Annotated in this window: 18 protein-coding genes; 6 read left to right on the top strand and 12 right to left on the bottom strand. The window is 37.1% G+C overall.

Features of this window, described 5'->3' with window-relative positions; all coding sequences use genetic code 11:
* Positions 1 to 218: 218 nt before the first annotated feature.
* Together PVA17_RS21870 and PVA17_RS21865 are read right to left on the bottom strand one after the other, a co-directional pair.
* On the bottom strand, positions 219 to 1,454 hold the full coding sequence (locus PVA17_RS21870; RefSeq protein ID WP_274068952.1) for a DNA polymerase IV: 1,236 nt from the start codon (positions 1,452 to 1,454) through the stop codon (positions 219 to 221).
* A gap of 119 nt (positions 1,455 to 1,573) precedes the next feature.
* On the bottom strand, positions 1,574 to 2,971 hold the full coding sequence (locus tag PVA17_RS21865) for an aminotransferase-like domain-containing protein (RefSeq protein ID WP_274068951.1): 1,398 nt from the start codon (positions 2,969 to 2,971) through the stop codon (positions 1,574 to 1,576).
* Positions 2,972 to 3,104: 133 nt separating this feature from the next.
* Between PVA17_RS21865 and PVA17_RS21860 the strand changes: the two genes are divergently transcribed.
* Positions 3,105 to 4,271 carry an aminotransferase-like domain-containing protein gene (locus PVA17_RS21860; RefSeq protein ID WP_132356607.1) on the top strand — a complete coding sequence of 389 codons (1,167 nt, stop codon included), beginning with the start codon at positions 3,105 to 3,107 and terminating at the stop codon, positions 4,269 to 4,271.
* A gap of 184 nt (positions 4,272 to 4,455) precedes the next feature.
* On the opposite strand, the gene PVA17_RS21855 is transcribed toward PVA17_RS21860, so the two are convergent.
* The 5 genes from PVA17_RS21855 to bioD all read right to left on the bottom strand — a co-directional run bounded on the left by PVA17_RS21855 (position 4,456) and on the right by bioD (position 8,789).
* On the bottom strand, positions 4,456 to 4,578 hold the full coding sequence (locus tag PVA17_RS21855; protein WP_255504965.1) for a hypothetical protein: 123 nt from the start codon (positions 4,576 to 4,578) through the stop codon (positions 4,456 to 4,458).
* 464 nt (positions 4,579 to 5,042) lie between these two features.
* Positions 5,043 to 6,035, bottom strand: a complete 993-nt coding sequence (bioB, locus tag PVA17_RS21850; protein ID WP_132356608.1) for a biotin synthase BioB — start codon at positions 6,033 to 6,035, stop codon at positions 5,043 to 5,045.
* Between the two features lie 108 nt (positions 6,036 to 6,143).
* On the bottom strand, positions 6,144 to 6,734 hold the full coding sequence (locus tag PVA17_RS21845; RefSeq protein ID WP_274068950.1) for a biotin transporter BioY: 591 nt from the start codon (positions 6,732 to 6,734) through the stop codon (positions 6,144 to 6,146).
* The gene (bioA, locus tag PVA17_RS21840; protein WP_132356610.1) at positions 6,701 to 8,104 is read right to left on the bottom strand and encodes an adenosylmethionine--8-amino-7-oxononanoate transaminase; all 1,404 of its coding nucleotides are present in this window, start codon (positions 8,102 to 8,104) and stop codon (positions 6,701 to 6,703) included. The genes PVA17_RS21845 and bioA overlap by 34 nt, the downstream gene beginning before the upstream one ends.
* Positions 8,085 to 8,789, bottom strand: a complete 705-nt coding sequence (gene bioD / locus PVA17_RS21835) for a dethiobiotin synthase (protein ID WP_132356611.1) — start codon at positions 8,787 to 8,789, stop codon at positions 8,085 to 8,087. The genes bioA and bioD overlap by 20 nt, the downstream gene beginning before the upstream one ends.
* A 289-nt stretch (positions 8,790 to 9,078) precedes the next feature.
* On the opposite strand from bioD, the gene PVA17_RS21830 reads away from it, so the two are divergent.
* From PVA17_RS21830 to PVA17_RS21825, 3 genes are all read left to right on the top strand, one after another.
* The gene (locus PVA17_RS21830) at positions 9,079 to 9,357 is read left to right on the top strand and encodes a hypothetical protein (RefSeq protein ID WP_274068949.1); all 279 of its coding nucleotides are present in this window, start codon (positions 9,079 to 9,081) and stop codon (positions 9,355 to 9,357) included.
* 106 nt (positions 9,358 to 9,463) lie between these two features.
* Positions 9,464 to 9,796 carry a CPBP family glutamic-type intramembrane protease gene (locus PVA17_RS25405; protein WP_369128054.1) on the top strand — a complete coding sequence of 111 codons (333 nt, stop codon included), beginning with the start codon at positions 9,464 to 9,466 and terminating at the stop codon, positions 9,794 to 9,796.
* A 209-nt stretch (positions 9,797 to 10,005) separates the two neighbouring features.
* Positions 10,006 to 10,470 (top strand): hypothetical protein, encoded by a 465-nt coding sequence (locus PVA17_RS21825; protein WP_132356613.1) that lies wholly within the window; start codon positions 10,006 to 10,008, stop codon positions 10,468 to 10,470.
* A 206-nt stretch (positions 10,471 to 10,676) separates the two neighbouring features.
* On the opposite strand, the gene PVA17_RS21820 is transcribed toward PVA17_RS21825, so the two are convergent.
* From PVA17_RS21820 to PVA17_RS21810, 3 genes are all read right to left on the bottom strand, one after another.
* Entirely contained in the window at positions 10,677 to 11,714 is a 1,038-nt protein-coding gene (locus PVA17_RS21820; RefSeq protein WP_274068948.1) for a beta-carotene 15,15'-monooxygenase, read from the bottom strand.
* A 1-nt stretch (position 11,715) separates the two neighbouring features.
* On the bottom strand, positions 11,716 to 12,198 hold the full coding sequence (locus tag PVA17_RS21815; protein WP_132356615.1) for a MarR family winged helix-turn-helix transcriptional regulator: 483 nt from the start codon (positions 12,196 to 12,198) through the stop codon (positions 11,716 to 11,718).
* Between the two features lie 193 nt (positions 12,199 to 12,391).
* Positions 12,392 to 13,279 (bottom strand): AraC family transcriptional regulator, encoded by an 888-nt coding sequence (locus tag PVA17_RS21810; protein WP_274068947.1) that lies wholly within the window; start codon positions 13,277 to 13,279, stop codon positions 12,392 to 12,394.
* A 110-nt stretch (positions 13,280 to 13,389) separates the two neighbouring features.
* On the opposite strand from PVA17_RS21810, the gene PVA17_RS21805 reads away from it, so the two are divergent.
* Positions 13,390 to 14,331, top strand: coding sequence for an EamA family transporter (locus PVA17_RS21805; RefSeq protein ID WP_274068946.1), 942 nt, complete (start codon positions 13,390 to 13,392; stop codon positions 14,329 to 14,331).
* Positions 14,332 to 14,468: 137 nt separating this feature from the next.
* Positions 14,469 to 15,515, top strand: coding sequence for a Cj0069 family protein (locus tag PVA17_RS21800; protein WP_274068945.1), 1,047 nt, complete (start codon positions 14,469 to 14,471; stop codon positions 15,513 to 15,515).
* Positions 15,516 to 15,586: 71 nt separating this feature from the next.
* Here the strand turns inward: PVA17_RS21800 and PVA17_RS21795 are convergent, their stop codons facing one another.
* The gene (locus PVA17_RS21795; RefSeq protein WP_132356619.1) at positions 15,587 to 16,219 is read right to left on the bottom strand and encodes a LysE family transporter; all 633 of its coding nucleotides are present in this window, start codon (positions 16,217 to 16,219) and stop codon (positions 15,587 to 15,589) included.
* A gap of 220 nt (positions 16,220 to 16,439) precedes the next feature.
* Positions 16,440 to 17,180: a tetratricopeptide repeat protein gene (locus PVA17_RS21790; protein ID WP_274068944.1), complete on the bottom strand. Its 741-nt coding sequence runs from the start codon at positions 17,178 to 17,180 to the stop codon at positions 16,440 to 16,442.
* Positions 17,181 to 17,653 lie beyond the last annotated feature (473 nt).

Genomic DNA, 17,653 nt, shown 5'->3' with positions numbered 1-17,653 from the left:
TATCAAAGCCATCAATTAATTGATGGCTTTGATATTATATTGTAGCTTTAGAATAAAAAATTGATTTAAAAGTTTCCTTCAATCTTTGTATACTAGCAAATACAAAATCCCATTTTAAAGAAAGATATGTCAATAGGGAGTTCATCTTTCTAACTAAGAGAGACAATAATGAAAATCATTTAATATCTGAAAGAAACTAATTCTCCATTTATTCCTTTTTACTTATGTTCGTCCCAAAAGTCCTTGCTAAAACTCGTATTTGCTTGATATTTCCCTACTGGTTTGGCAATATCTGAACCCCGCAAAATTGTTCCTTTTCCAAACTTTTGCTCAATTTGATCAACCAATTTAATGATTGGTTCATCTTTTACATGCTCTTCAAAGTTAAATAACGTTAGCTGTTGTGTCGTTTCTTTAATATCACTAACATTCGATACGGTAACACCTAGTAATCGTACAGGTTCCTCATCCCAATGCTTATTAAATAAATACCAGGCATGCTCAACGATATCCTCTTTTGCATGAATCGCGTTATTGATGGACTTACTTCGTGTACAAGTTTCCCAATCAGCTGAACGGATCATGATACTTACTGTAACGCCAGCAAGTTTCTTAGCCCTTAATCTGTCCGCTACCTTTTCAGAAAGTGTTGCGATTACTTTATATAGTTCATCTCTATCTGTCGTATCATGAGAAAGTGTTGTTGAATTCCCTACACTTTTCGTATCATATATAGCTTCTGGATCAACAGGTCTATCATCTTCACCATTTGCCTTTTGCTTCATTCGTAAACCATTAATACCGAAGTTTTGCTTTAATACATATTCATCAGCTATAGCTAGTTCTCCAATTGTTCGGATACCTAAATCCCCTAATTTCTCCGCTGTACTTTTGCCAACCCCATGCATCTCAATGACATTCATCGGCCACAATATTGTTGGAACATCACGCTTTCGGAGTATTGTAATACCCATTGGCTTTTTCATATCACTTGCCATTTTCGCCAAAAATTTATTCGGTGCAATACCGATTGAACAAGGAAGTTGCAATTCGTTCCAGATTCTATTTTGCATATTTTGTACGTGTTGCAGTACATTTTGGCCTTCTACTATTGGAAGTTGCAAATATCCTTCATCGATCGAAACTGGTTGGAGAATGTCGCTATACTCTTTCAACAAATTAAAAAATGATTTGGACGCAGCTCTATACCGTTCGAAATTAGGTGGAAGTATTATTAACTCTGGGCACTTTCGCCGCGCCTCTCCAACATTCATAGTTGTATAAACACCACTCGCTCTTGCTTCGTAACTACACGTAATAATAATACCTCTACGCTCTTTAGGATTACCTGCGATGGCTACGGGTTTCCCTTTTAATGAGGGATCATATATTTGTTCAACAGAGGCATAAAAGCAATTAAGGTCGATATGTAAAATGATTCTTCCTTTATTCATGTTCTATCTCCTCATTTACTTTGGCTTACCTTTTAGACTAGGGTCACGCACATAAAAACTATTCATTTACGTCCTTTATACGCTATTGTATGATACTTCTATTATAAGCTTTCCTTACATTAATCAACAAATGTATAGTCACCATCACTTTCAAGTAATTCCTTCAAAATAATGAGTGCTTGTTCAAGCTGATTTTCAGGTGCAGTGATGGCCAAACGAACTGCATTCACTAGCTTCGCATTTCCTACGGCAAAACGTTCGGCTGCATACACTTGCACACCAGCTTTTGCAGCTAGTAATTCAAACTGAATGCTGGTGAATTTTTCGGGGAGTATAAGCCATCTGAAAATACATTCTTCTTCTCCTAAAATGTTATATTCCCCTAAATATTGATCGACAAGGGCATTTTGCTGCTTGGCATACAACCGGTGCTTCTCTAAAATGGTCTGTGCAACGCCATCATGAATCATCCTTGCTGTAAGCTCCACCATCATGAGAGACACTGAAATATTTATATTATACAGTGTTTCCATTATTTTTTTTCGTAGGGCTGGCGGTGTAACGATATAGGATAGTCGTAAGCCAGGTGAGATGGTTTTTGATACACTAGCAATATAAATAACCTTTTCAGGGGCATAGGACGCTATTGGTGCAAGCGGCTTCTCCTTAAGAAAACTATAAATCGCATCCTCAATGACGATTAAGCCTTTCCGCCTCGCAACCTCCGCAATCATTTTTCTTGTCTCCAATGACATTGTATGGGTAGTTGGATTATGAAAATCTGGAATAACATAAAGACCTTTTATATGCTCATTTTTACAAGCGTATAATAACCCCTCCCTTGTCATTTCACCGTTTCTTTGTTGGATTGCCACTAATTGAATACCAAGCATATTTGCGGCTGTTTTTATACCTGCATATGTAATGGGATCTGTACCAATTCGATCTCCTGGCTGAAACAACGCAGCTAAAGTGCCAACAATCGCATTTTGTCCCCCCGCTCCAAGCAATACAGGTTGATCTGTTTGAAAATTGACCTTTTCCAAAAGCTTCATTGCCGCTTCCGTTTGCCACGCATTTCCTTCCGGTCGTCCGTACTGAAATAATTTACTAAAATGAGGATCATTCATCATCTTTTTCATATAACGTGTAATATCCTCATTCGCATGATTTTCTGGCAATACAGGGCCCATTTCAATCATCTGAGAAGATTTATTTGTTGGTAATAACATTTTGTTGGTCGCTGCATCAGATGAAACGAATGTACCATTTCCGATCGAAGCATAGATAAGCCCCTTTTGACCACAAAGTTTAAAAGCCCTCGTGATCGTGCTTAAATTAACATCTAAAAAATCAGCTAACTCACGCTGAGGAGGTAGCTTGGTGCCTGGCGATAATTTTCCATCCTTAATATCTTGTTCCAGCTGTTCAGCTATTGCTATATATAATGGAGCCGAACTTTTACTAATGTCCGGTTTCCAACTCATTGGATATTCTTCAAACGAATTAACTGGCATATTCTAAGCTAAGCTCCTTCTCTCTCAATTTTTGCATACAATATTTCATTGTCTTGCATACAATGATAATATTGTATGCATATGATGGCAATGATATAATTTTTAAAAAATCAGAAAAAAGGAATGAAAAATTATGCAATTTTCAGAAAAGATTTTAAATACCCCGTCCTCATTCATCCGAAATATTTTGAAAGTAACTGAATCTGAGGATGTCATTTCTTTTGCAGGAGGGCTTCCTAACCCAATTTCTTTCCCAATTGAAGCATTAAAGGCATCTGCGAACCATGCCATTACGGAAAACGGTAGTCGTCTATTCCAATACTCTTCTACGCAAGGGTATGCGCCTTTACGTGAGTACATTGCTGCAAAATATCAACGTGTGCATGGACTAGATATCCATGCTGACGATGTATTTATTACAACTGGATCACAGCAGGCTCTTGAATTAATTGGGAAAGTACTTATTAACAAAGGTGATGGTATCGTCATCGAGGAGCCCGGTTACTTAGGTGCCATTCAAGCCTTCACATTAAGTGAGCCAACTTTCTATGGTGTAACACTCGAAAATGATGGATTAAACTTAGAAGAGTTAGAGAATGCACTACAACAGCCAAATGTAAAATTCGTATATACAGTTCCAAATTTCCAAAACCCAACAGGCCTTACGTATTCTAAAGAAAAACGTCAGCAAATTTGCGAAATCATGGCAAAATATAAGGATGTAGCGTTAATTGAGGATGATCCATATGGAGAATTACGCTTCCAAGGTGAGCCACTACCGTACATTGGTGCTGGTAAATTAGAAAATAGTATTTTGCTAGGTTCTTTCTCTAAAACGGTCACACCAGGAATGCGTCTTGGCTTTATCATTACAAAAAATAAAGAATTACTGCAGCATATCGAAACAGCGAAGCAAGCAACTGACCTGCACACAAATATTTTCGCTCAATATGTCATTTATGATTATCTAGCAAACAATGACTATATGGAACACGTTCAGAAAATTATAGCGTTATATAAAAATCAAGCAGATGCTATGCTAAATGCAATGGAAGAGTTTTTCCCAGCACATGTGGACTACACACGACCAGACGGTGGAATGTTCATTTGGGCTACAATGAACAATGGAACTTCGTCAGTAGATGTCTTCCATAAAGCGATGGAGCAAAAGGTAGCCTTCGTACCTGGCGATCCATTCTATACATCAAAAACTGATGTTAATACAATGCGCCTAAACTATACGAATGCAACACCTGAAGTCATCCGAGAAGGTATTAAACGCTTAGGTAGCATTTTATAAAGGCATTTAAAAGTTATTGATAAGAGATGGTGTGAAATTTTCACACCATCTTTGCTTATTTCTCATCATATTAACTTCTTCCCCAACAGATTGAATAGTGTTATAAGAACATCTATGCAACGTAAGAAACAACCCGCTTCGTGCGCTATAGCGTCGAAAAGGGTTGCTTTACTTTCATGTAAAATTATTTTGTATACGTTAACACTGCATGTTTCTTAAATTTCGCTAAAGCCTTTGTCGCCTCATCTTTGTTTGTATACTCAAAAATTCGAACGTCCTTTTTATCAAAAACTGTAATAACCCACATGCTAAATTCTCCCTTCTAATTCGTTTTTGTAATATAACAACCACTTAAAACTGTGATACTTTTTTCAAACTGTTTTATAACAATCTCTTACTTAATTCTTATTTTACGCCGATTTTTTCAAAAATAAAGTATTATGTGAAGCCCTTCACAAACTGTTCAATTTCAAAACGCTTTCATTGAACAATTTGTGAAAATCAAATTTTTCAAGGCATAAAAACAATCGTTTTAGCATCCGTAACTTTCGATCTCTTATATGCCAATCGTGCATTTTAAGTGGATCTTAACACTTTTCTTGGTGCCGAGCGTTTCCCCGACGAACCGGAGCACTTTACCTTACCTGAGCATTTCTACGATTTTATCCGTCCAACAAAAAAAGCCGTATGTACGCCTTTTCCACGACGCACATACAACTTTTCCGATTCGATGATAATTAAGTAGTAGTAGATTTCATTCCATAAGTTTATTTAGCAAATTGCTGCTTGCTTTTCCGTTAATTCAATTTCAAAGCCTAAATCCTCAAGCATGCGATAATCACTGTTTGCTTCTTGTCCTTCAGTTGTTAAATAATCCCCAACAAAGATACTGTTTGCTGCATATAAGCCTAGTGGCTGAAGTGACCCAAGATTGACTTCACGACCACCAGAAATACGAATTTCCTTTGTTGGATTTATATAACGGAACAACGCTAAAACCTTTAAACAATAGCGTGGATTTAATTCCTTCGTCCCTTCTAGTTTCGTGCCATCAATCGCATTTAAGAAGTTAACCGGAATGGAATCCGCGTCTAATTGATGAAGTGCACGCGCAATATTCACGACATCCTCCTTTGTTTCCTTCATACCGATAATGGCACCTGAGCAAGGTGATATTCCATGCTTTTTCGCAATTTCAACCGTATTAACACGATCTTCATACGTATGAGACGTAGTAATATAGGAGTGATGTCGTTCAGATGTATTTAAGTTATGATTGTAACGATCCACCCCTGCCTCTTTTAATTGCTGTGCCTGTTCTTCTTTTAATAAGCCAAGACAGGCACATACTTTTAAGCCATACTTCTCTTTAATTTCTGTAACAGCTTCACTTACAACATTGACATCCTTTCGAGTTGGCCCACGACCACTTGCCACGATGCAATAAGTGCCAATTTTATTGTCAAATGCTCGTTTTGCCCCTGCCAAAATTTCCTCTTTCGTAATGAATGGATATTTTTCAATCGGTGCAGTTGATTTAGATGACTGTGAACAATAGCCACAATCCTCTGGACAATAACCGCTCTTAGCATTCATAATCATATTTAATTTTACTTTTTTCCCATAGTAGTGCTTACGAATAGTAAAGGCACCGTCCATTACCTTTAAAAGCTCATCATCTTCACTATTTAAAATGGCAAGAGCCTCCTCATTGCTAATGATTTTCCCTGCAATAACTTCCTCTGCTAACTGTAACCAATTCATTTAACATCTCCCTCTCTACTTGTATAATTGCGTGAAATCTTCCTGAGGCTATATCAGCTCATGTTTGATATTTGCTGAAAATAACTTAACTCTGCATTCCTCTCACATCTATAGAGGTGGGAGACTTCTGCTGAAAGAAGTTATTGTCCTTGCTGAATTAAATACTTTGTAAAGTCGCTCGGCCAAAAATGCAGAAGCGATTGCTAAGCAAAAATCTGCAACAATACTGTTTAAAAAGCCAACTACGAAAATATGTGACCAGCTCGTTTTCATATGTAACCAAAAATTCAATGACACATATAAATATGGAACTGCTACTGCATAAATAATAAAAAGCCCGACAATATTTGCACCGATAAAATGTTTTTTCGTTGGCGTATCCACTCTTTCAATCATGAAACCAATTACAAAAGCGGCCAGTGCAAAACCGATAAGGAAGCCAAATGTTGGTTGCAATACATAAGTGATGCCTCCACCTTGCGTAAAAACTGGCAAACCAACTAAACCAACCCCTATGTAGACAAGCTGACTTTGCAATCCATTGCGACTGCCGAGCAAACTGCCTGCTAAAAATACAAAAACTATTTGTAATGTAAAGGGCACTACTGGTAGCGGTATTTTAATAAATGCACCGATTGCGGTTAAAGCGGCAAACATCGCAATCATCACAAGTGACAGTGTTGATTGTCGTTTGAACAACTTACTCCCTCCCGCTCCTTAAAAAATTGCATGATCGTCTCTTTTGTTGTATCAATCATAAAACGCATTTCATCATCCGATATAATGTATGGAGGCATGAAATATAATATATTGCCGAGAGGACGAATGAGTAAGCCCTTTACTAAGGCACGTTTGTAGATTTGATAACCGATTCGTTCCTCACTCGGTAGCGGCTCCTTTGTTGCACGATTGGCGACTAATTCTATGGCACCAACTAGTCCTACTTGTCGATATTCTCCAACAAACGGCAACTCCCCAAATGCATTCATTGCTAACTCTCGCATACGTTCACCCTTGTTTTGTATCATATCGATCACATGCTCCTCTTCAAACATTGTCAAAACTTCTAAGGCTACACGACAAGCAAGTGTATTACCGGAATAGCTATGAGAGTGTAAAAACGCTTTCATTGTACTGTAATCATCATAAAATGCGTTGAAGACATTATCAGTCGTTAACACTGCAGATAGTGGCAAATAACCACCCGTTAAACCTTTTGATAAGCACATAAAATCTGGCGCAATACCCGCTTGCTCACAGGCAAATAATGTCCCTGTTCGTCCAAAGCCAACTGCAATTTCATCTGCAATAAAATGCACATCGTATTTTGTACAAAGCTCTCGTAATCGCTTCAAGTATAGTGGAGGATACATTTTCATGCCTGCAGCTGCTTGAATGAGTGGCTCAATAATAATAGCTGTAATGTCTTCATGGTGCTGACTAAGCTCCTCTTCAACAAACTGTATACATTGGGCTTGACAGCTTCCTGGATTCTCTTGAAAAGGACATCGGAAGCAATCCGGTCCTTGTGCACGTACTGTATCCAATAAAAGCGGCTGATAAACTTCGTTATACAGCCCTACTCCACCAACAGATAATGCACCAAGTGTTTCACCGTGATAAGCATCTGTTAAAGCCAAAAAACGCTTTTTCGTCGTTTTTCCCGTCTGCATATGATATTGAAAACTCATTTTTAATGCGACTTCTATTGCAGAAGAGCCGTTATCTGCAAAAAATACTTTATTTAAACCATCTGGCGTTAAAGCGACTAATTTTTCTGCCACCTTAATGGCAGGCTCATGTGAAAAATTCGCAAAGATTGTATGCTCTAATGTAAACGCTTGATCGCTTAATGCTTGACTTATACGCGGATTCGCATGTCCAAATAAATTGACCCACCAGGAAGATACGGCATCTAAATAGCGATTATTATTTTCATCGTAAAGCCAAACCCCTTGTCCTTTTTGAATAACAATTGGCGGAAATTGCTCATAGTCCTTCATTTGTGAGCACGGATGCCAAACATGCTGTAAATCTCTCGTCTGCAATTCAGTTAATGCTTGTTTCATATTTGACCAACCTTTCAAACAAAGAAGTGTGAGAAATAGAATAGTCAACAATCAATGAAATATCCCCAAGCTTTGGGATCGTCGCATATGGCAAATCATGATGTTGTAGAATTGTATTGACATTATCTTGTTCCATCTGACTACCTGTGTCTCCGTTAAATACAATGCCAAGAACTTCAACATTACGAGCATGTAACGCCTCGAGTGTAAGCAATGTATGGTTAATCGTTCCTAGTGTTGTTCGCGTGACAAGTACGACTGGAAGCTTACTTTGAACGATGACATCAAGAAGCGTATTTTCTCCATATGTATCTAATGGGACAAACAGCCCCCCTGCTCCTTCGCAAATCACGACATCGTATGCTTCTTGTAACAACTGCATTTGCCGTAATAAATACGCCACATTTATTTGCTGACCCTCCAGTTGTGCAGCAAAATGTGGTGATGCAGCTTCCTTAAACGAATAGCCATTTAAATTTTCTTGCTCTAGTTTTTGTAATGAATACTTTTCATACATTGCTGTATCGTAGTAATAGCCATGCCCATTCTCATTAATTTCCCCAGTTTGCACGGGCTTATAAGGTGTAACTAGTAAATCATGCTTTTGTAATTGACGCATCAGTAATGTAGTGATAACCGTTTTACCGACATCTGTATCTGTACCAACCACCCAAAAATGTTGCATCGTTAACCCTCCCCCTCTTTTAAGTTAACTGTTTACATTTTTTAAGTTAACACATTTATTTTTATTTTGTAAATGCTATTTCCATATTTCTTCAAAAACAGCCCTTTTCTTTGCAAAAGATAGAGAATTTTGTGATAACTTATCCGTTTTTTCAGCATAAAAAACACTAGATTCTTACCGTATGGCAAAATCTAGTGCTAGTTGACGAAAAAATATATATAGAAAAATATTACAATTTATACTTATATGTTATTTGTAAATATATCCTCTTTATAGATGGAGACTTCAAATGTCCTATCTGGTGCAGTTACTCATTTTCGGCATAACAGGTTCGTTAGTATACTATGGTGTTTATTACGGAACACCGCTATTCATTAAAAAGGGTGTGCCATTGATTTATGCTTTTTGGTTCTTTCTATGGTTTCCTGTAATGAGTTTATTTCCTGTATCATTACTACTGTATCATTTAGAGGGGAATACTTGGACATGGCAAAATATTTTGGATCATTACCAAAACGTGTGGTTGATTTCCGTTCCGACTGGGCGCTTTCCTGGGGGCGTTCGATGAGCCGCTTCGCTTCGCTGCAGGGTCTCATCTGTAACGCTGATCCCCAAGGAGTCGCCCAGTCTCCACTCCAATCAACTATTTACATAGTAGACGTTTTAACAAAAAAATGATAACCATATTTATTCCGTTACACCTTTTTGCTATGCTTAGTGAAGAAATAATGTGGAGAGGTTTTTTCCTTCCTATTCAACAAGAGATTTTCGGAAACTGGGCTTGGGTAGTAAATGGATTACTTTGGGCTTGGGTTATTCATGCTTGTTTGAAGTGGCATTTTATCAATATGCTTCCTAGCATGCTTATTGCTCCATGGATCACCCAGTTTACTCATTCAACATGGGCCTCTTTTGTAACCCATTCTGTTGGAAACAGTTTACTATGGATTTTGTTAGTAGCGGGAATAATAAAAAAAACTAAACCTCAAAATATAAACTTCATTTAATTTTATCATTCAACTTTTAAAGTCTTGTTACATAAGTAAATGTAGCAAGATTTATTTTTTTATAAACACACTAACTCAAGCTTGTATTTAAGCTGATTTTCTATTAATATCCAGTGATTTTTATTGTTTCATTACTTCCATGAATATTACAGGAAATTTAAAGGATTTTACCCTTCATTCGTAGTATTAAACTAAACGGGGGTGGCTGTATGTTTGGTATGTTTAAAGAATCAGAAAAGACTATAGACTCTTATGAGCATGTTAGTTTTATTTTAAAATCCTTGCTCACATACGAGCTAAAAGACTTACCTATTCGCTATGAGTTTTGGTATCGTGTGGCTATTCGTCAGGAAGAATTGCGAACGTTAAATACCGAGCATCGGGCAAAGATCTCTATGACTACCGCAGCAGGACGATTTCATCAAACACAATACGAAGGAACGAAACAAAAATTAGCAAAGCTTAAACGTCTCGCAGAAATGTATAAATCGTTTTGTATTGAGGAAGAACGAGAAGCATTAAATCATCGACTCCATTTTCATAAAGAAGCGATTTCTGAGCTATATGAACATGTTCAAAATAAAGAGCTATATGTGTATTGCGATTCTGTACAGCAACAATTTTGGGATGCGGTGTGTGAAGACATATTAAATGCAATAGCCCATCTAGATTAAGTAGGTGGGTTATTGCTTCTTTTCCATATCTGTTTAGCCACCGGAATGTCCCCTATTAGTAAACGCTAAACGATACACTTCTGAAAACTAGAAACATTCCCCACTCCAAATAGGCGCTTTCCCGGGCAATCAACGTATATAAATCAACCCGACCTAATGTCTAAATTAAATAGGTGCCAGCTTTGTTTGCTAGCACCCGTTGTTTATTATTTATTATCTTCAATTCCTTGGATAAGCATTTTTCTAAATTCCTGTGCTTGGTCAGCTTTAATAGCTACACTGTTATAACGTTTTTTCAGGCCAAACATGAAAGTCACTTCCACAGGCTCCTTCATTTTTAAAATAAACTGTGGATATGCCGCTTCAAAATCACGTGCTATAAAATCAATTGTATCTTTGGATAATTTTCTTTCCAATTGTTCCTTATCCTCAATAAGTTCTTCAATCTGCTCAAAGCGAATTTCTGCACGTTTCATCAATCCTAAAGACAAATACAATTTATCAGATGTTACATGGACAGGGTTTAAACGAATGGCCTGCATATCCGCTATAAAAAATAGAACAGTGTATACATTTAAAATAAGTAATAAAATCGAAAGAACGATTGATTTTTCATGTAGCCACCAATGAATCCCTATTGTTTCAATAACTGTCCCATGGATTAGCATAATGATAAATGCAATATAGCTCGAGTTTTTATGCAAGGTTAAACCAGATCGCTCTTTTCTCTTCCAACTAGCAAAAGCGTAGTAAAATACTACAAAATCTGCGCAAAAAATTTTGATAATAGGATGCTTCGGTGCATATTTTTCAACTGCTTTTGAGAATGAGAACAAATCGGGTATAGTAGTTGAACGTACATCCGCTAGAATTCTTGGCATATAACGAACAAGCGTTGCAACTAGCAAAATTTCTAATAATATAAGCGTACCTTCAATCGCAAAACCAGCCCAAGTCACTGCTACAAATGGCTGCAGATGTTCTATTGGGATAATAAAACGAGCTGCAATACAACCAGTTGCTGCTAAAATAACCGCTTGTTTTATAGAAAACTTTCCTTTATATAACAGAAATAAAACTGGTATAACAAGAACAAAATCAATTAATGAGCCAATAACAACTCCATTTGTTTCGGTTGGTAAAATCGATACACCAAGTCCAGTGTTATAAAGCGTGTAATTGCTAGCAAGTACGAGTAACAAAAATGCTAGCCATATATTTTGCTTGTTCTTTAATGCAACCATGTTACATCTCTCCTTTATCATTTATTTCATGGATAATTCCTTCCTTTAATACAATTTGATTGAGCTTCTGCACAATCTCTTTTAATTGCACGACCTCACTTAATTCAAGCTTGGAATAGTATCTCGAAATAATAAATCGTTTTATTTCTTCCTCTCTTTCAAAATATGTAATGCCGGAAGTATCGAGACTTACAAATATTTCACGTCGATTTTCAGGATTAATGCTCCGACATACATATTGCTGCTCTTCAAGTTTACTAACCAATTGTCCAACAGCACTTGAAGTTATATTCATATAACTCGCAATCTGTCCAATCGTCACTTGACTATTTTTTTTAATAAAATCTAAAAGAATTATTTGTTTAGGGGATAATTCATCACTAATTAAGTTTTGATGTAACTTGATGAAATGGCTATCCATTGAATAAATAGCTTCATTTATTTCCTCCACAAGCTTATATATAAGTTCTTTATCCTTCGTCATCACTCAATCCATCCTTTAAGTAAAGTTAATAGTAAAGGTAACTTTATTATTAACTTTACTTTATTTTAAATGGTTATCATTGTCAATAAGTCCAGCTAGAAACAGTATGGTCTATTCCAATAATTTTCAAGAATTTATCACATCTTCACTTCTCTTCTGCGGATATCCTCTTGCTTCGCACGTTTATACGCTGCTATCTTTTATCAAAAAATTGTTTACGATAAACATGGGGGGAGTAGCCTGTATATTTCTTAAATTTTTCTATATAGTAACTTACTGTGCTAAAGCCTGTTGTTGTAGCAATTGTAGTGATTGATTCCTCACTATCACGTAATAGCTCCATACTTTTACGAAGACGATAGTTTAGTAAATATGTGAATGGTGTAATGCCAACCATTTTTTTGAAAAAACGGCTACATTCTGCACGACTTAAAAAAACATGTGCCGCTAAATTTTCCAAAGAAATTTTCTCTTGATAATGAGCATGTATATAATCAAGCATATCCTTCGCCCGTTCATGCTGGACAATAATTGCTGGATCAAGTATTTCTTCTGTTAGCATTGATTGGGACAAAATAGTTTCCCAAATGGCTAATAACTCTCTCCATACCTTTAGCTCATAAAATACGGCTTGCTCTTGCAGTAATTTCGCCACAATTTCAATTTTTTGCGCCAACTGGTCTGATAGCTTTACATAGGGCAGTCTATTGCTCGTTATATACGGCAGGACATATTTAGTAGTAAAAATGCTGTTCTTGTGTCCGCCTAATAGCAATGGGTCCACATTAATACAGAAAATTGTAGCCCGCTCTATTTGAAACGGCTTTGCTTCATGTAATCCTGATGCATTGACAAATAGTCCCTCCCCCTCCTCAAGTACAAAGACATCTGCTCCTACTCGGTATTCCACACGACCGCTTTTCACATAGACAAATTGAATTTCCTTATGCCAATGTAACGGTAAAAAATCCAGACTATCTAATCGCAACATTGTCTCATATAAGGCAACTGGAAATTCCTTCGTCCCATGTAAGGTTAGCTCTTGTAAATCTTTCGCAATTTTAATATGTGTTAACACCATTACTTCGTACACCTCAATATATTGATATTTTTAAGTCATTAAATCGATATTTCTTCTGTTAAATATTCCTTATAATTTCTTTATATTGATAGTTTAGGAGATGTTTTAAGATGAATCAATCTGCACATAAAAATCGTACACTTGGTTATATTCTTGTCATTCTAGGGGCAAGTTTTTGGGGCATTGGGGGTACTGTCGCACAAAAGCTATTTCAGCAAGAAAATATAGAGGTTGGCTGGCTCGTTTCTAGTCGTCTTCTGTTAGCTGGTCTTTTACTCATAACTGCCTATAAAATTTCGCATCGTCATGCGTCTATTTTCGTGATGTGGAGAACAAAACACAATGCTTTTAGACAAATTTTATTTAGTTTACTTGGAATGCTGGCCGTTCAATATACGTATATGATGTCCATTGCTATAGGTAATTCTGCTGTAGCAACATTATTGCAATACTTAGCACCACTCTTTATTATGGCCTATTATTTAATAACGAAGCACAGTCAATTGACAAGGCAGGATGGAATAGCTGTGACGCTAACACTTATTGGTACTTTTTTATTACTAACAAATGGCTCGTTGTCTACACTGTCTGTTCCAACGATGGCCGTATTTTGGGGGATATTATCTGGTCTTTCGGCTGCTTTTTATACGCTATATGCCGTTTCGCTTTTACAGCAGTTTCATTCATTGTTAGTTGTAGGCTGGTCAATGCTTATTGGCGGGATTGTGATGAGTGTTTTCCATCAGCCATGGCAAATTGATCTGTCAAACTGGGCTTTTTCTACAATCGCTTACTTTCTGTTTATCGTAATTTTCGGGACAATGTTGGCATTTTGGTTTTATATTGCAAGTTTGCATTATTTATCCCCAAAAGAAACTAGCTTACTTGGTAGTCTTGAACCTCTAACAGCCGTTATTACAAGTGTTTTCTGGCTAAAAATTGCCTTTGGGAGCTTTCAGTTTATTGGGACAATGCTGATTCTCTGCATGATCTTATATCTTACAGTTTTTCAGAAAAAGAATCATGCGGAAGCCTTATCCAATTTAGGATAATTCCGAAATCATTAGTCATAAATACCTATGCAATTTTATAAACTATGAATTTCCACATAAAATTTACATATTATATATATCTTTTTTCCTTTGCTGTCTATTATACTGAAAATATCATCATTCAAGGGGGTATTTTTATGGATAAAAAGGTTATTTTTTTCGAGGTCCGTGGTGGCACAGATAAAGGCCCTGACGGCTACCGACAAGATACAATGCCAATGGTGAATGCACTAAAACAACGTGGACAGGATGCAGAAGTCTTTTTCTTTGATGTAACAAAAAAAGAGGAAATTTTTCATTACGTCAAAGAGCATGGTATTGCCTATGTATCACGTATTAACCCAGGAAACTTACAGCATGAACAAGAGTACTTCGATATGTTGCGTGAACTTTGTCATGCAGGTGTCATCGGTATGCCACACCCTGATGCAATGATTGGTTTTGGTTCTAAAGATGCATTAACAAAACTGTCTTCAACGAATCTAGTGCCTGATGATACATTTGCATATTATACAATTGAAGCATTTAAAGCGCAGTTCCCTACCTCTCTTGCTATTACTGAACGCGTCCTAAAACAAAATCGTGGATCGACAGGAGAAGGTATATGGCGAGTAAAACTTGTTGAACCTCTTGCTGAGGGAATTACAGAAGTACCACTTGATGCGAAGATTAAATGTACAGAAGCACGGGATAATCATGTGGAATATTGGAAACTAAGTGATTTCATGACGTTCTGTGAGCGCTATATTACTGGTCCAAATGGCATGCTAATTGATATGCGCTTTCTTCCTCGTATTATTGAGGGCGAAATCCGCTTATTTATGTTACGAAATAAACCAATTAACGTAGTACATAAAAAACCGGCAAATTCCGAGGACGCATTTAGTGCAACACTGTTCTCGGGTGCGCAATATCGCTATGATGCACCAGAAGATTGGGAAGAGCTTGTCCAAAACTTTTTAACTCAGCTACCACACGTAACTAGTTTACTGGGCAATTATGCTTTACCACTTATATGGACTGCCGATTTCATGCTTGATACAAACGAAGCTGGCGAAGATTGCTATATTTTAGGGGAAATGAATTGTTCATGTGTAGGCTTCACTTCTGAGCTTTCTTTAGCACATCAAGTAGCAGAAGCAATTTTAGTTTGTATCCATGAAAATACCGAGATTTCAGCATAGTGAGACTATCATCTTTTACTGACGGGCAATACGGATAATTGAAAAAGTGCGATCGTATTGGATCGCACTTTTCATATATAACTCTTAATAGCTTGTATAAATTCATAAATAAAATACCCGGCAAAGCCTATTAATAAAAAGCCCGCAACCATCGTGAGCGACTTAATGACCTTACGACTCATCGCTTTACGGGTAACTGAAACAATGGTCATCAAGCCAATATCATGCAACAATATGCCACTCAGAACCCCGGCCGCAATCACTAAAAAGTTTGCTGACTGTCCTTGCCCATATGATTTAGCTAGTACAACACCGAAAACATTTACCCAGAATACTAAATTTCCAGGTGAAATTGCAACTAGTAAACCATTGCGATAAGAAGTAAAAAATGATTTTGTCACTTTCTCTCCTGCAAGCGTAATATCATGATCAGCATTTTTTATAGAGTCCAGCCCTAAAAGGAATAAAAAGCCCGCTCCTATAATCCACATAGGAATTTGAATGATAGGCATTGCTAAAATGGAAGCTAGTCCCATATACAATGCAAAAACTAATACAAAATCAATTGTCATACCACCAAGACCGACAGCCCAACCATGCATAAAGCCATTTTTTAGTCCTTGCTTTGTCATTTCTACTGTAATAGCCCCAACAGGCATGGCAATCGCAAGTCCTACCAATACATACGCTACATATAGACTCAACTAAACACTTCTTTCATGTAATAAGATAGGTTTCATACGTCCGTTTATACTTGTATTATAGCATAAAAATACAAAAAAGGTCGTTTTTACTAATAAATATTCATTTTTTATATGCTGATGCTTTACTAATTTATTTGTATGATATTATTGGGACACCTATTCTTATTTGCTATTCAAGTTTTTTTAGTCTTATTTGAGCTTTTTTCTACTAAAAACATGATTACAACATTTGCTTTTTCCATTGCGCTAACACGTCATTAGATTTCGCAATGTCCACCTTCAATCCCACTTGCTTGGCGGAGCAACGCTTTTTAGCCCTGTCCCATGCTTCTTCTAGAGCAGGTAAATAGCTTAAATTTTTTGTAGCTGCGACTAGCTGTAAAAAAATATTTCCTTGAATATAATACCAGCGAGGATTCATGCCATCTAACTGAATAGCTTCTTCAATAAGACGTAGTGCCAAATACGGACTGCCTTCATTTCGACTCAAAAACTGTGCGAACGCTCCCCAATATAAAGCTTTATTTGGCTGTAGTTTTATCGCTTCCGCATATTGTACAAGTGCTTTATCATGCTCCTTCGCAAGAGCAAAATATTCAGCCATTGTATAGTAAGCATTCGCTTGTGCCTCGACCGATCCAGCTAATAATTCATCTACTACTTTACCGAATTGCTGTTCATCCTCACTTCCAATATAGGCAGCGAGGACATCACGCTCTGGGTAGGAGCCATCTGCTCGTTCAACACTTTGCTTCACTTTTTCAGCGGAAGGAATAGGCATATTTGCATAACCGTTCGCTTCCAGCAATGCGACATGCTGTTGAATTGTTGGAAATGATTCATGTTCTGTAAACGCACTATTAGCTAACATTGCTTTGGCTAATTGATAGCTCTCTTTTACATGACCATTTAAAAATAATTCATTTATTTGTTGGACTTGCTCATCAAACTGTTTAATCACTATTAAAATCCTCACCTTCACCAAAAGAAAAGTAATATAGGTATTTTACCATCTTTAAATCTAAAACAAACGAAATAGAAAAAATTTTTCTACAATTCTTTTAATTTAATGTTGATTATAAAGGTTGATTTCCGTTTCGACTATGCGTGTTCTCGGGGGCGTCCGATACTCGCGTTGCTCGGCACGGGCTTTCGCAGCTTTGTCATCCATTTTGCCAGCTTAGGGATACTTTCCGACGCTTAGTCATGACCTTCCACTGCTTGAATCGCGAACATCGCTGATAAAACCACAAACATTGCTGATTGAACCGCAAACATCGCTGATAAAACCACGAACATCGCTTATGAACCGTGAACATCGCTGATAGAATCGCGAAAAAGCTTGTTAGCAGCGAAACTTTATGGTTTAGCGGCGTTCTTTGCTTGGTTGGCAGCGCAATTCTATGGTTTAGCGGCGTTCTTTGTGTGGTTGGC

This window comes from Lysinibacillus sp. CNPSo 3705 (assembly GCF_028674935.1).
GTDB lineage: Bacteria > Bacillota > Bacilli > Bacillales_A > Planococcaceae > Lysinibacillus.
This window is presented reverse-complemented; position numbering and strand designations above follow the sequence as displayed.